This is a genomic window from Kribbella sp. NPDC050281 (assembly GCF_040655855.1).
GTDB lineage: Bacteria > Actinomycetota > Actinomycetes > Propionibacteriales > Kribbellaceae > Kribbella.
Window position 1 is genome coordinate 168,099 of record NZ_JBFAKS010000002.1, and the last position, 14,326, is coordinate 182,424.

Consider the following 14,326-nt stretch of genomic DNA (forward strand, 5'->3'; position numbering starts at 1 on the left):
GACAGCAACCCAGGCGATCCGACAGCAGGTACTGACAGCAACCCAGGCGATCCGACAGCAGGTACTGACAGCAACCCAGGCGATCCGACAGCAGGTACTGACAGCAACCCAGGCGATCCGACAGCAGGTGCCGACGGCAACCCAGACGACGTCACGGCAGGCGCTGACAGCAACCCAGGCGATCGGACGGCAGGCGCTGATGCCAACCCAAGCGACGCCACGGCAGCCGCTGACGGCAACCCTGGCGGTCGGACGGCGGGTGCTGTTCCTGGGTTTGGCGCGAAGGCGACGATCACCGTCACGATCGATCTGCAGGATCTGAAGTCGGCTGCCGCGGATGCGACCGGCGAGGTGGTGTACGGCGATAACCTGTCCGCGGCCGCGATCCGGCGGCTCGCGTGCGACGCGAAGATCATCCCCCTCGTCCTCGGCTCCCACTCCGAACCACTCGACGTCGGCCGTGCCGAACGCCTCGTCAACCGCGCGATGCGCCGCGCCCTCAACGCCCGCGACAAAGGCTGCGTGGTCTGCGGCGCCCCTCCGATCCAGTGCGACGCGCACCACGTACGGTCCTGGATCGACGGCGGCCCCACTGCGGTCTCGAACTTGGTACTTCTCTGCCGCCGCCACCACATCGACCTCCACGCAGGCGACTGGACTATCACGATCACCGACGGCGTGGTCCACGTCTCCCGCCCCACCTGGGCCGACCCACCACCCATCCGAACAGCGACACCGGCCTCCCTCCGAGAAGCCGCGACCCGCGCGATCTGGGGCGAACCCTCCTCGACCGATCGGCGCGCGATCAAGCACACACCTTCCCTCGACGATCGACCGCTCGCGCTCCATCCAGCCGGCGCCGTCCCCACAGATCGCCCATTCGATCCCTGGCGCGACACCGCGACCACCTCAGGCCCCGCACCGTAGCGACCCGTGATCATCGCCGCCCACCCACAACCACCACTCACCCAACCCTGCCCAGCAACCGCCGACGCGTGACCATCACCGCACACCCACGACCACCCGCCCAACGATGCCCAGCAAAACCGCCCGCCCCGCGACCAACACCACGCACCCACAACCACCACTCACCCAACCCCACCCAGCAACAGCCGACCCGTGATCGTCGCCGCGCACCCGGGACGGCCACTCGCCGAACGTTGCCCGACGAGCGGCCGCGACGTGGCGATGTGACGGCCGACCACGGCCTCGACGCATCGGCACCGACCCGATGCAACGGCATAGGCCCGATGCAGCCACACCGATCCGGCAATGGGACGCCGATGCGGCGAAGGCACCGATCGACAGCGCCGCCGCCAGTCCGGGACGACCGCTCGCCGAGAGCTGACGCGCCAACGGCCGTCACGTGGTTGTGGTGGGGACGAGGACACCACCCGCCGATGATCGACCGTGCGGTCCATCCAGGTAACGCCGTCCGCAGAGCCCTCCGTCGCCCCCTGGCACAACGCAGTGATCAGCGATCGTCCCGGAACCCGCGCCGCACCCGGTCCCCGGACCGGCACCCGCACCCGCGCCGCACCCAAACCCCGCTCCCGGGACGACCGCTCGCCGAGCGCTGACCAGCCAATGGCCGTCACGTGGTTGTGGTGGGGACGAGGACACCACCCGCCGATGATGACTGTGCGGTCCATCCAGGTAACGCCGTCCGCAGCGCCCTCCGTCGCCCCCTCTGGCACAACGCAGTGATCAGTGATCGTCCCGGAACCCGCGCCGCACCCGCATCGCACCCAGGCCCCAGGCCCGCACCAAAACCCCGGGCCCGCACCCGCGCCCGAACCCCGAACCTGCACCCGCACCCGCACCGCAAACCCCGAGCCCGCACCCGCGCCCCGAACCTGCACCCGCACCGCAAACCCCGAGCCCGCACCCGCGCCCGAACCCCGGACCTGCACCCGCGCCGTACCCGAGTCTCGGACCCGCATCCCGGGCACCCGCACCCCGGGCCCGCACCCGCGCCGCGCCGCACGTGCGCCGCACCCAAACCCCGGCCCGCACCCGCGCCGCACCCGATCCCCAGGCCCGCACCGCGCCGCACCGCGCGTGCGCCGCACCCAAACCCCGGCCCGCACCCGCGCCGCACCCGATCCCCAGGCCCGCACCGCGCCGTACCGCGCGTGCGCCGCACCCAAACCCCGGCCCGCATCCGCGCCGCACCCAAACCCCAGCCCGCACCCGCGCCGCTCCTGAACCCCGCGCCGTACCCGAACCCCAGACCCGCATCCCGAGTCTCAACCGGGGCCCCGGACCCAAACCCCGGGCCTGCACTCGCGCCTCAACTGGTAGTCGAGTCCGGTGGCGCGCCGGCGATGTTGAGGGGCGATGGCGGGTAGCCGTCGTGGAGGAGGGCTGTCAGTCGGACGCCCAGGTCGGGTGGGAAGACGGGGTCTGGCGTTGCTACGAGTTCGTCGGCGGTCCACCAGTGGAAGCCGGTGACGTAGGTCTGCTCCTCGGGAGTCAGCGCCTGGAGCGATGGTGTGAAATGCAGCGTGCGGGCAACGAACCATCGCTCATCGGTGTCGGTCTGCTTTCCTCGCCAGGAATAGAGATGCCGTCGGCGCCAGACCTCCGGCCCGATCACCACCTCGCGTTGGCCGGTCTCCTCCAGGATCTCGCGACGACCGGCGGCGACGGCGTCCTCGCCCTGCTCGATGCCGCCACCGACCGGGTACCAGATGTGTTCGCGTTCAGCCGATTCACGGCCGCGCAGGAGGAGCAGCCGGTCGGTCTGATCAAGGAGCAGGATCTTGACCGTCCGCCGAACTGGCACGGCATGCCTCTCGGGCATCAGGCGGGCTTGATGGAGAGGTCGATGGCTCCCGCTGACCGGAGGGCTTCGACGACTCGGTCCGTGACGGCGAAGTGCCAGAACTGGAAGCCGGTGGAGAAGTGCAGGTCTTTGCTGGTGTCGTCGTCGAGGACGGCGAGGCCGATGAAGTCGCCTAGCGATTGACCGTCGCGGTCAAGTACCTCGACCGGGAATGTGCGGTACCCCGTCGCGCCGATCGATTCCAGTACGTCGATGAAGCGACGGGACGCGATCTTGGCGGCGCCGGTCGTCCAGACCAGGTCGCCCAGCCGCGTCCCCCGGTTCGAATGCACGAACCGGGGGACGAAACCGAGACGCTCGGTCTCACCGTTGGGGATGAGCTGGTAGACGTCGGAGCCGTCCGGAAGCAGCCACGGGACCGGGCTCGGGCGCCCCTCGAACTCGATCAGCACCCAGACGTCACGGTTGGTCGAGCGTGCCTCGAGGCGATAGGTCATGGGCAAGTGTAGGTATACAAGCCCTGGATGGAGTCCTTGTAGGCCAGGACCTGGGCCGCGGTCGGCGCCGGGTTCTGCTCGAAGAACGTCTGCCAGTGCAGGTTGTAGTCGTAGGCCATGCTCTGATGGTTGCCCGGGACACCTGTTCGCGAGCACCACCAGCGCAGGTAGATCGGGTCGTGGATGTTCGGGATGCCCGCCGCGTTGAACTGCGTCTCGAACTTCTGCGGCAGCGTGTGGTGGGCCTGCGACTCGGCCTGCGCACCGTGCGTCTGCAACGTGAGGTTGGGGATCTTGTTGGCGTTGGTGAACGGCAGGCCGATCCAGAACAGGCTGGACTTGACGCCGGTCGGTTCCAGGCCCGGAGGGCCCATCTCGGCGGTGAACTCACCGTCCTGACTGATCCCCCAGTCGTCCGGCTGGGCGGCGCACTCCGGCGGCACCGTCATGTCCGCCGTGACTTCCTTGAGGTCCTCGAGACCCTTCGGCTCCCCGCCCGGATCGCCGGGGACCGTGACGACCTGCGGATCCGAGTAGACGTTGACCGAGTCGAGATCCGCCGTGATGCAGTAGATCCGGAACCGGACCTGCGCCAGCGACGGAGTCGCGCTGTAGTTGCCCAAGGTGATGGACAGCTCGAGCTGCATGCCCGGCAGGACGACGACGCGAGCGTTGACGTCGACGGAACTGCCCGGACTGACGGTGTAAAGACCGGCAGGCGCCGCGGGGGCGGCGGCCTGGGCGTGTGCGGTCAGCGGCACGATCGCCAGTACGGCGGCACCGAGACCGATCAGGGTCTTACGGATGAAGGTACGCATGATCATGCCCGCCCTCAGCCCAGGACTACTTGCTTGTCCCAGCCGTAACACAGGTCCTTGGTCGGCCAGGACTTGTCCACGCAGGTCTGCCACAGGACCGTGGTCCCCTTGCCCATCGGAACCGGGCCGACGGTGAACTCTCCGCATCCCAGGTTGTTCGGGATCGTCTGTACGGCGCCGCCGACGGTCTTCCACTGCACATAGACCGAATCGTCGTCGCACGCCGTGTCGTAGACCCAGATGTGCTTGAAGACCAACTGGAACTCTCCGCGGGCTCCCGTGATGGTCTGGGTCCTGGTGACCTCGGTGGTCCGGGCCGACGCCGGCAGCGCGGCGGCGAGTAGCAGAGCGGATGCGATACCGATGCCGGCGATGAAGCGATGCTTGCGCATGGCAACTCCTTGGTTGGGGCGGTGACGCGTCTGAGGCTAGGGAGGCGGCCTGGCCCGTGGCGCGGGTTTTGCATCTTGCTGCAGCGCCCTTTGCACCTTGTTGCAGAAAACTGCCGCCGTCCGGCTCGGTGGGGGGCTTGACAGACAGTTCTCAGGTTGAGGCGGTAGGTTCCCTGCAGACATCTCGTGAGGAGGGTTCTGCATGTCCAAGAAGACCCATCAGCAGCAGCTTGCGGCCCGGAAGGCGAAGCGGCAGGCCGAGCGGGCGGCTGAGCACGCACGGCAGCGACGGAATGTGGCGATCACGATCACGGCGATCGTGGCGGTCGTCGTGGTCGTGGTCGGGGTCTTCGTGGTGATCGGGACCGGGAACGACGGGGACTCGCCGACGGCCGGAGCGTCCACGGCGCCGACCGAGCTGCCGGCGTCGGCCGGGCCGGACAACAAGCCGAAGAGCATTCCGACCGCGATGGCGGCGGCGCCGAAGCGGGCGACCCCGCTGCCGGCCGAGGTGAGCTGCACGTACAAGAAGGGCACCGAGCCGGCCAGTAGGAAGGTGAACCCGCCGGCCGACGGGAAGGTCAAGGCGTCGGGTACGTCGAACGTCAGCCTGGACACGTCCATCGGCGACCTGCAGTTGAAGCTGGACAGCGCGCTGGCGCCGTGCACGGTGAAGAGCTTCGTCAGCCTGGTCGGGCAGAAGTACTTCGACGGGACGAAGTGTCACCGGCTCACGGTGGGTGAAGGGCTGCAGGTGCTGCAGTGCGGCGACCCGTCGGGGACCGGGAGCGGCGGGCCGGGGTACAGCTTCGCGGATGAGGTGTTCCCGACGCTGAAGTACGGTCGCGGGACGCTGGCGATGGCGAACTCGGGGCCGAACACGAACGGGAGTCAGTTCTTCATCGTGTACGGCGATGCGTCCGGGCTGGGGCCGCAGTACACGGCCTTCGGGACCATCGACGAGCCGAGCCTGAAGCTGATCGACAAGGTCGCGCAGGCGGGCGTCGCCCCGCAGCAGAGCCCGACCGACGGTGCTCCCATCACCCCCGTGGAGATCAAGACCGCCACGTCGGCTGCCTGATCAAAAGACAAACCGCGCCGCCCGTCCCTCCGGAACGGGCGGCGCGGTGTATTTCAGAAGCGCAGCTGGCTATACCTTGCTCAGGCCAGGAGGCTGTACTTGGAGCGGGGCCAGGACAGGAGGGCTTGGATTTGGGTTATGCCGGCTTGCTCCAGCAGTTGCACCGGGCCTTCGGCGAAGTGGTAGAGGTTGGTGGCGGGGTCGCGTGCCTCGGTCCACGCGCGGTCGGCGTACGCCTGCATGGTCTTCTTGTAGCGCTGGTCGGGGGCGACCGAGTCGAGGATCAGCAGGTTCTTGAAGTAGATGGAGTTGAAGCGTGTCGGTTGCTTCCACAGCCGGTCCTCGGAGCCGTAGAAGGCGAGTGACGCATTGGCGACCGACTTCGCGTCGCGCAGGTACTGCCCGTCACCCGTTGCCTTGAACAACAACACGCCGGCGCCGAGCATCACGCCCTGGTTGTAGCTCCACTGGGTCTTCTCGACGGTCCCGGCCAGGTCGATGTGGTCCCAGTACAGACCGTTCGGCGCCAGCATGCAGGTCTGCGCCCACTCGTACATCCGCTTCGCCCACGTCAGGTACGACTTGTCCCGGGTGAGCAGGTACAGGTGCGCACCGAGCTCCGCGCCCGGCCCGTTCGACACCGTATTGCGGTCCTGGCTCCAGGGCGCCTGAGTCCAGTACACCCCGCCGGCGCACGGGTGCGACGGGTCGGTGTCCCAGCCGTGTACGACGAGCGCGAAGATCTCGCGAGCGCGAGCCAGCGCCGCACGGTCCCCGGTCCGCTTGTAGTGCTGGACCAGGTTCAGCCCGATCCACTCGTTGTCGTCGTAGAACTTGTCACCACCCTGACCGAGCGGCGGCCGCACGTACGAGTCGTACCCCTTCGGCGTCGTCCCGGCGTTCCAGTACGGCTCGTACGCCGCGATCCGCCGATCCGCCTCCTCGGACGCCTCCCGGCCGGCGCCGGGCACCCCGGCGAGGTTCTCGGCCGCGATCGCCGCCTGCGAGTACGGCCAGACGTAGGAGTACGGGTTGGTCTGCGTGTTCGGGTACTCCTCCAGCAGGAGCCCTTGCTGCCCCGCGTCGAAGTACTTGTTCAATGCCTCGTACGACGCCTTGGCGCGGGAGGCCGGACCGGTCACGGCGTCAGCCGCCGTGAGGTGAAGTGATCCGAGGACGGCGACCGCGAGCACACCCGCCGCGATCCGACTTGATATACCAAATTTCCTGGGCATCGACCTGCTCCTCCTGGGCGGTGGCGGTTGACATCGATGTCACGTTCTAACCGGCGGACCGACACCCCGTCAATGCCTCAGCGATCCAGCGTCATGGACGGATCAGTTGGTATATCAAGGGGATCGACCGGGAACGCGATCCAGCCGGACCGCAGATGCAACCGGATCCGGAACTGGTCGGCGGTCAGCGCCCGCTTCCCCTTCGACCCGACGGCCTCCACGGTGACCGCCCGCCCACCGGACGGCCCGACCCCGGTCCGCTTCACCACCCGCAGGCTCTGGATCGTCCCGACAGCGAAGGCCGCTTCTATCTCCGCCGCCGTCCGCGTCACCGTCCAGGTCACGTTCGGATTCCCGTTGCCCGGGTACGCGTCCCAGCCGTCCGCCTTCATCACCTGGTAGGGAATCGGCCCGGCCGCCGTCGCTCCGCCGTTGGACGACGAGAACTCCGCGATGATCGGCTTTCCCTTGTACAACCGCACCTGCCCGGCCGTCGCGGCGATCGCGGTGTTCGTCGACGACTTCTCCGAGTCGTAGCCGCCGTACACCTGGCAGGCCGTCGTGTCACACAGGTCGTACGCCTTCCGCGTTGCCCGGCTCCGATGGAAGACCGAATAGGTGCGCGCGGCAACCGCCTGCGCCTGCAGGGCGGCCGGCTTCCAGCTGGACACGGCCTCCCGCGGTACGACGCCGCGCAGGTAGTACTCGAGGGACACGACGTTCACCGTGTCCAGATGCACACCGGACACGTCGACCGCCCGCAGTGCACCGCGATACCGCCGTACGGCGCCACTCGGCAGGATCAGCCCGATCACCGGGGCACCCTCGAACTGGGTGATGCCCGTGAACCTCTTCCACAGCGTCCATGTGCGGGTCTTGGTGTTGAACGAGCTCACCTTGGTGCCGTGGTCGCCGTACGGATCGATCGACCACTGGTTCCGGGTCGATGCCCTGGGCAACTCGTAGACCTTGCGGGTGACGAGGTCGCGGACCTTCAGGTGGTTCACCACGCCGACCCGGATGCCGTCGGTGGTGTCCGCACTGACCCGGACCCGGATGCTGCCGGTCGCCTTGCCCGTGGTCGTTCCCGGGTAGTAGAAGTCGAGGATCTGCTTGACCGACTTCCCCGCGATCGCCGCGCCCTGAGCGCCGTACTGCGACATCCCTCGGCCGTGGCCGAAGCCGCGACCGCTGATGGTGGTGTCGGTGGCCGCGGTCGGGTCGATGTCGCGCGCCTGTGCGGTCGCGCTGATCAACGTGGAGGACAAAACGATCGCGGCGACTGCGCGCTTGTTCATGTCGCACTCCTGTACTGGACGGTGATCGTGCGCCGACTCTGGTTGTAGTTCAGCCAGCCGTGCTGGTACCGCTGCCGCGAGCCACCCGTCATCTTGTAGACCTCGGTGGTCGGCAGCCCGAGCCGCGACCGCTCGGCGCCGAGGCTGCGGTACTGCGAGCGGAACATGCCGACCGTCGAATGGGGGCCAGTAGCAACGGAGTAGAAGATTTCGCGATTCGCGAAGTACGTCGCCCAGCCCGGGCGGGTCCGGTGTCACCCCAGAACGGCGGGCCGACCGCCCGCAGGCCGAGCTTCAGCGCGAACCGGTAGATCGGCGTCGCGACGCTGCCGCCCATCAGCACGTCGACCCGGTGCCTCAGCCACGGCAGCTGCTCGTACAGCTGGGCGCCCGGGCACGCCGTCGCCTTCGTATCGCGGTGCCCGGAGATCGTGAGCAGTTTGGTGCCGGCGAGCACGACGGTCGACTTCGGCGACCGGTAGTTGGCATCGAACTTCCACGCGATCACGCGCGCCGTCTTCTCCAGCATCGCCTGCGTCGGCGCAGCCTTCTCGAAGTTGCCGATCAACGCGATGCCGAGCGAGTTCGTGTTGAACGAGCCGGTGTGCGCACCGAGCACGGGCAACTGCGCACCGCCGTACCGGCCCTCGAAGACGCGGCCGAAGCGGTCGACGAGGAAGTTGTAGCCGAGGTCGCACCAGCCGCGGCCCTTCACGTGGTACGCGTACATCCCGCGCACCCACCGCGGATCGCAACGACTACACCCGCACGCAGGTCGCGGCCACTGCTTCCGGCTCGCCGTCGCCGGCATCGGGTGCGGCGTCCTGCTCGCACTCGCCTGCACCTCGGGCGGTTCAAAAGAATCACCGGCCAATACACCTGGCTGGATCAGCACCACTTTTGCATCGGCGACCGATGTACCGTCATTTGCCATAGCACTCGCCTGAACCCCGCTCGCATTACCGACCCACAACGGTTCGGTACCGGCTCGTTCAATTCCTTCACCAACCAATAGATCGGGGCTGTGTTCGTCTTCGACGGTCAACGGCTCGATCTCAGCGGCCGCCTGCGGCAGGTCAGGAAGGACCAGTGAGACAACGGTGACAGCGAGCGGGAGCAGTCGGGAGAACGTGCTCATGGGCCAGCCTTCCGGCGGAGGTACGACGGTCGCTGGGCGGCGCTCATCGATTATGCGCGCTGGGTGACCGCTTTCGCGGTATTGCGTGACCCTGCGTGGCGGCGCGGTTTTGACGGATTCGATAGGCTCGGCGTAAAGCCGTCGAGGCTTGATCCCTACGTTTGAAGAGGCCCGGCATGGAACTCATCCTGATCATCGCGGTTGTGGTGATCGCGGTGCTGGCATATCGCTCGTACCGTCGGACCCAGCTGCAGAACAAGCAGCAGCACCAGATCACCGCCGCCGAACTGGAATCGGTGAAGCGGACCGCCGACGAGGACATCACCCGGTTCGGCGAGGAGCTGCAGGACCTCGACCTGGACATGGTGGGCAAGGACCTCGGCGACGGGGCCCGGCAGGACTACCAGCGCGCGCTGGACTCCTACGAGTCGGCCAAGCAGGCGGTCGGCCAGGTCACCGAGGCGGATCAGATCAAGCACGTGATCGAGATCCTCGAGGACGGCCGGTACGCGGCCACCTGTGTGCGCGCCCGTGTGAACGGCGAGCCGCTGCCGCAGCGCCGCCCATCCTGCTTCTTCAACCCGCAGCACGGTCCGTCCGTGGTGGACGTGACCTGGGCGCCGCCTGGCGGTGCGCCGCGTGAGGTGCCGGCCTGTGCGGCCGACGCCGAGCGGGTCCGCGCCGGTGCCGAGCCGGATGTCCGCAAGGTGATGGTCGGCCCGCAGCGGGTGCCGTACTGGGAGGCCGGCCCGGCCTACTCGCCGTACGCGCAGGGCATGTTCGGCGCGCTGGGCGGTGTGATGACCGGCATGTTCCTCGGCACGATGCTCGGCGGCATGTTCGCCGGCGGCGGCTACGGCGACTACGCGGCCGGGTACGACGGCGGCGGCGATGGTGGCGGTGACGGCGGCGGCGATGGCGGCGGCGACGGTGGCGGCGACTTCAACATGGGCGACGGCGGCGGCGACTCCGGCGGCTGGGACTTCGGCGGCGGAGACTTCGGCGGCGGCGACTTCTGACCGACTGCTCCACAGAACCACCCGCGGACAGGTGTCCGCGGGTGGTTTTTGTTGCTAGCAGCAACTGGCAGACACACGACTTGGCGGGTTCAGGCCAGTGGGAATGTCTTGCTGGGGTGTCGTGCGGGTGGTGAGGATCACGGCGACGAACCATCTGGGGAGGATCCGTGAGGCGACACCTTCGGCGTACCTTGATCGGCGTACTGGCGGCAGGGTTGCTCGCCACGTCGGCGGTGAGTGCGCAAGCTGAAGACCGACCCGGCAAGGTCGAGCCGGAGCTGGCGGCGCAGCTCGATGCGGGACAGTCCGGTTTCTGGGTGCGCTTCGCGCGGCAGCCCGAGCTGAAGTCCGCGGCACGGATCACCGACTGGAAGGCACGCGGCGAGGCCGTCGTCTCCGCCCTGCGCACCAAGGCGGACAGCGATCAGGCCGGCGTCACGAAACTGCTGCGCGAGGCCAAGGCGGACTACGTCAGTCTGTACATCGACAACTCGATCTACGTCCGCAACGGCAGCCGCGAGCTCGCCACCAAACTCGCGGCCGATCCCGAGGTTCTGTCGCTGCGAGCCCCGAAGACTTACACGGTGCCGAAGGACGAGATCGTCTCGAAGGACGCGGCGAAGACCCAGCTCGCGGCCGGTCCCGAGCTCGGCGTCAAGGCCATCCACGCCGACCAGGTCTGGAGCCGGTACCAGGCGACCGGCCAGGGCGTCGTGATCGGCAGCATCGACACCGGTGCGCAGTACGACCACCCCGCGCTCGTTTCGTCGTACCGGGGCACCAACGGTGACGGCACCTTCAGCCACGACTACAACTGGTACGACCCGGCCAGAGTCTGTGCGACGGAGGCCCCGTGCGACAACGTCGGCCACGGCAGCCACACGACCGGGACCATGGTCGGTGACGACCACAACGGTCGCCAGATCGGCGTCGCCCCCGGCGCCCGCTGGATCGCGGCGAAGGGCTGCGAGACCGACCAGGTGTGCACCGACGTCGCGCTGGGCCTGAGCGCGCAGTGGATGCTGGCGCCCACGAAGCTGGACAGCTCGGACCCGGATCCGTCGAAGCGGCCGAACATCATCAACAACTCCTGGGGCTCCCCGGTGAGCGATCCCTGGTACCAGGAGTACGTCAGGCAGTGGGTTGCCGCCGGCATCTTCACGACCTACGCGGTCGGCAACGCCGGATCCGGCTGCGCGACCGCCGGCTCTCCCGGTGACTACCCGGAGGCGTACGCCGTCGGCGCAGTGGACCCGCAAGGGGCGATCGCGAGCTTCTCCTCGCGCGGCAACCCGACCCGTGACGACATCAAACCGAACATCGTCGCCCCGGGCGTTCTGGTGACGTCGAGCCTTCCCGGCGACAGGTACGGCATCATCAACGGCACCTCGATGGCCGCGCCACACGTCAGCGGCGCCGTCGCCCTGCTGTGGTCGGCCGCGCCCCAACTGATCGGCGATCTCGCCGCCACCCGGGCGCTGCTGGACCGCACCGCACACGACCACGACGACACCAGTTGCGGCGGTACAGCCGGCGACAACAACGTCTACGGCGAAGGCATGCTGGACATCTACGAGGCGGTCAGTGACGCGCCGCGCCCCAACGCCGGCCTGCTCACCGGAACCGTCACCGACAGCACGGGCGCACCGGTGTCCGGGGCCCGGCTGAGCGCGCCGAACAGCAATGTGGTCACGACCGGCCCCGACGGCAGGTACGAGCTGTACCTCGACGCCGGTGACCACGACGTATCCGTGCAGACGTTCGGCTACGACACGCAGCACTTCGCCACCCACATCGACGCGCGCAGCACGACCACGAAGGACTTCCAGCTCGTCACCACGCCACGCGCCACGCTGAGCGGCCTGGTCCGCGACGGCTCGGGCCACGGCTGGCCGCTGTACGCCAAGCTGACGATCGAGGGCGTACCCGGCCAGTGGTACACGAACCCGGCCACCGGCCGGTACACGCTCGACATGCCGGTCGGCACCACCCACAAGCTGACGGTGCGGCCGGTGTACGGCGGTTACACCACCACACCGGTCGAGGTGCAACTGACCGACGATCTGGTCAAGGACATCAGCATCCCGATCGACCAGCGGTCCTGCAGCGCACCGGGGTACGACGCCCAGTGCCAGAAGGTCCGTGGCGGCCTGATCCAGGGTGTGGTCAAGGACGCGAACACCGGCCTGCCGGTGAACGGTGCCACCGTCACCCGGGCCATGCAGTCCGCGAAGACCGTCACCACGCCGGACGACCCGACGCGGCCGGACGGGTTCTACTGGCTGTTCGCGCCGGCCGGGACCGACAAGGCCACCGCCGCGATGCGCAGTTACCAGCAACAGCAGAAGGCTGTCACGGTCCAGACCGACTGGGTCCGGACGCTGAACTTCTCGCTCAAGGCCGGACAGCTCAAGGTGACCGAACCCGACGTGAGCGCGACGCTGCAGCTCGGCAAGACCGCGCAGCGCACACTGACCATCACCAACGATGGCACGGCGCCGGCGTCGTACTCGCTGTCCGACGTCCAGCGCAGCTTCGAGTTGCAGGGTGGCAGTACGGCGGGATTCGCCGGGAAGAGCTCCGGTACACCAGTTCGGCGTGTCCCCGTCCAGCCCGTCGCGGGCCCCGTCACCCGAGTCGAGGCGGCCCGGACAGACGCTGCCGCCCAGCCCGCCGCCGAATGGTGGCTCCCGATCGCCAATCAGCCGCTCGCGCGTGAGGACATCGCCACCGCCACCCACGACGGTCTGCTGTACGCGGCCGGTGGCGCCGTTTCCGATCCCGCCAGCGGCACCATCATCGTGCCGGTGTCCTTCGTGTACGACCCGGCGACGCTCGCCTGGCGACAGATCGCCGACATGCCCGAGGGCCGGCAGCGGCCGTCGGCCGGATTCGTCGGCGACAAGCTCTACGTCGTCGGCGGATGGGCCGGCGAATCCCATCAGGTGGCTACGAAGACGCTGATCTACGATCCGGCCTCCGATCGCTGGACGACCGGGACGGACAACCCGAAGCCCTGGGCCGCGTCCGGCTCAGCGGTACTGGACGGAAAGGTCTACTCGGTCGGCGGCTGCGCGGGCGAGTGCCAGGTCGCGACGGCGGACGTGACTGCCTACGACGCGGCGCACAACACCTTCCAGGTGCTGGCGCCGTACCCGGAGCCCATCTCGTGGCCGTCGTGCGGTGGCCTCGACGGCAAGGTGTACTGCGCCGGCGGCCTGACCGTGAACGAGGCAGGCACGCGGCCGAAGAGCACCATGCACAGCTACTCCTACGACCCGCAGACGAACAGCTGGTCCAAGGTCACCGACCTCCCGGTCGAACTCTGGGCAAGCGCGTACGCCGTCGCCAACGGGAAACTCGCCATCAGCGGTGGGGTCGTGGGTCCCGACTCGACGCAGCTCACCAACGAGTCGTTCGAGTACGACGCGGCGACCGACACCTGGACCAAGCTGCCGAACTCCTCCACGCCGATGTACCGCGGCGCCGGGGCATGCGGGATGTACCGGGTCGGTGGTCTCGAGGACTCACGGATCGTCGCCAGCGCCGAGCAACTGTCCGGTCACGGCAACTGCGAGGCGGCAGGCTCCGACGCGCCCTGGCTGTCGGAGACGGCCGCCAGCGGCACCCTGGCTCCCAACGGCAGCGTGACCGTCACGCTGACCGTCGACTCGACGCAGGTGACCCAGCCAGGTGTCTACCGGTCAGATGTCTCGGTCCGGGAGGACACGCCGTACGCCGTGCCGCAGGTTGCCGTCACGATGAACGCGCAGGCTCCCGCCAGCTGGGCTCGGGTCTCCGGGACGGTGACCGGCCAGACCTGCGAGGGCGACACGGTGGCGTTGCCCGGGGCGACTGTCGCGATCGACCGGCGGACCGACTCCTGGACGTTGGCGACGGCGAACGACGGCAGCTACGCCCTCTGGGTGCCTGGTGCCGCGGCGAAGGCGCGGGTCGTGGTCGCCGCGGACGGCTACCGGCCGGCCTCCGTAGACGTAGCGCTCCAGAAGGGGGCCAACGTGCTACTCCCGTTCACCTTGCGGCCGTTGTACTGCTGAGC

At 68.5% G+C, this 14,326-nt stretch carries 11 protein-coding genes and 1 pseudogene; 4 read left to right on the plus strand and 8 right to left on the minus strand.

Annotated features, from left to right (window positions below; all coding sequences use genetic code 11):
* Positions 1 to 303 precede the first annotated feature (303 nt).
* Positions 304 to 927 (plus strand): DUF222 domain-containing protein, encoded by a 624-nt coding sequence (locus AB0I34_RS03365; RefSeq protein ID WP_360439118.1) that lies wholly within the window; start codon positions 304 to 306, stop codon positions 925 to 927.
* 1,366 nt (positions 928 to 2,293) lie between these two features.
* Here AB0I34_RS03365 and AB0I34_RS03370 read toward each other — a convergent pair.
* From AB0I34_RS03370 to AB0I34_RS03385, 4 genes are read right to left on the minus strand one after another with little or no spacing between them, the layout of a single operon-like run.
* Complete coding sequence (locus tag AB0I34_RS03370; RefSeq protein WP_360438606.1) at positions 2,294 to 2,788, minus strand: NUDIX domain-containing protein; 495 nt, start codon at positions 2,786 to 2,788, stop codon at positions 2,294 to 2,296.
* A 17-nt stretch (positions 2,789 to 2,805) separates the two neighbouring features.
* Positions 2,806 to 3,285: a hypothetical protein gene (locus tag AB0I34_RS03375; RefSeq protein WP_360438609.1), complete on the minus strand. Its 480-nt coding sequence runs from the start codon at positions 3,283 to 3,285 to the stop codon at positions 2,806 to 2,808.
* Entirely contained in the window at positions 3,282 to 4,103 is an 822-nt protein-coding gene (locus AB0I34_RS03380) for a hypothetical protein (protein WP_360438612.1), read from the minus strand. The genes AB0I34_RS03375 and AB0I34_RS03380 overlap by 4 nt, the downstream gene beginning before the upstream one ends.
* Before the next feature lie 14 nt (positions 4,104 to 4,117).
* Positions 4,118 to 4,495 carry a hypothetical protein gene (locus AB0I34_RS03385; RefSeq protein ID WP_360438615.1) on the minus strand — a complete coding sequence of 126 codons (378 nt, stop codon included), beginning with the start codon at positions 4,493 to 4,495 and terminating at the stop codon, positions 4,118 to 4,120.
* Positions 4,496 to 4,697: 202 nt separating this feature from the next.
* On the opposite strand from AB0I34_RS03385, the gene AB0I34_RS03390 reads away from it, so the two are divergent.
* Positions 4,698 to 5,576, plus strand: a complete 879-nt coding sequence (locus AB0I34_RS03390) for a peptidylprolyl isomerase (protein WP_360438618.1) — start codon at positions 4,698 to 4,700, stop codon at positions 5,574 to 5,576.
* Between the two features lie 80 nt (positions 5,577 to 5,656).
* On the opposite strand, the gene AB0I34_RS03395 is transcribed toward AB0I34_RS03390, so the two are convergent.
* The 4 genes and pseudogenes from AB0I34_RS03395 to AB0I34_RS03410 form a co-directional block, all read right to left on the minus strand.
* Positions 5,657 to 6,811, minus strand: a complete 1,155-nt coding sequence (locus AB0I34_RS03395) for a glycoside hydrolase family 76 protein (RefSeq protein ID WP_360438621.1) — start codon at positions 6,809 to 6,811, stop codon at positions 5,657 to 5,659.
* Between the two features lie 77 nt (positions 6,812 to 6,888).
* The gene (locus AB0I34_RS03400) at positions 6,889 to 8,109 is read right to left on the minus strand and encodes a SpoIID/LytB domain-containing protein (RefSeq protein ID WP_360438624.1); all 1,221 of its coding nucleotides are present in this window, start codon (positions 8,107 to 8,109) and stop codon (positions 6,889 to 6,891) included.
* Entirely contained in the window at positions 8,106 to 8,318 is a 213-nt protein-coding gene (locus AB0I34_RS03405; protein ID WP_360439121.1) for a hypothetical protein, read from the minus strand. The genes AB0I34_RS03400 and AB0I34_RS03405 overlap by 4 nt, the downstream gene beginning before the upstream one ends.
* 239 nt (positions 8,319 to 8,557) lie before the next feature.
* Positions 8,558 to 9,247, minus strand: a pseudogene (locus AB0I34_RS03410) (N-acetylmuramoyl-L-alanine amidase); the annotation flags it as partial.
* A 176-nt stretch (positions 9,248 to 9,423) separates the two neighbouring features.
* On the opposite strand from AB0I34_RS03410, the gene AB0I34_RS03415 reads away from it, so the two are divergent.
* Entirely contained in the window at positions 9,424 to 10,266 is an 843-nt protein-coding gene (locus AB0I34_RS03415) for a hypothetical protein (protein ID WP_360438627.1), read from the plus strand.
* 167 nt (positions 10,267 to 10,433) lie between these two features.
* Entirely contained in the window at positions 10,434 to 14,324 is a 3,891-nt protein-coding gene (locus tag AB0I34_RS03420) for a S8 family serine peptidase (RefSeq protein ID WP_360438630.1), read from the plus strand.
* Positions 14,325 to 14,326 lie beyond the last annotated feature (2 nt).

What these genes read in the sequence shown, in the direction of transcription:
- AB0I34_RS03375 (WP_360438609.1), bottom strand. Translation starts at nt 3,285, where the DNA reads ATGACCTATCGCCTCGAGGCACGCTCGACCAACCGTGACGTCTGGGTG.
- AB0I34_RS03380 (WP_360438612.1), bottom strand. Translation starts at nt 4,103, where the DNA reads ATGCGTACCTTCATCCGTAAGACCCTGATCGGTCTCGGTGCCGCCGTA.
- AB0I34_RS03385 (WP_360438615.1), bottom strand. Translation starts at nt 4,495, where the DNA reads ATGCGCAAGCATCGCTTCATCGCCGGCATCGGTATCGCATCCGCTCTG.
- AB0I34_RS03390 (WP_360438618.1), top strand. Translation starts at nt 4,698, where the DNA reads ATGTCCAAGAAGACCCATCAGCAGCAGCTTGCGGCCCGGAAGGCGAAG.
- AB0I34_RS03395 (WP_360438621.1), bottom strand. Translation starts at nt 6,811, where the DNA reads ATGCCCAGGAAATTTGGTATATCAAGTCGGATCGCGGCGGGTGTGCTC.
- AB0I34_RS03400 (WP_360438624.1), bottom strand. Translation starts at nt 8,109, where the DNA reads ATGAACAAGCGCGCAGTCGCCGCGATCGTTTTGTCCTCCACGTTGATC.
- AB0I34_RS03415 (WP_360438627.1), top strand. Translation starts at nt 9,424, where the DNA reads ATGGAACTCATCCTGATCATCGCGGTTGTGGTGATCGCGGTGCTGGCA.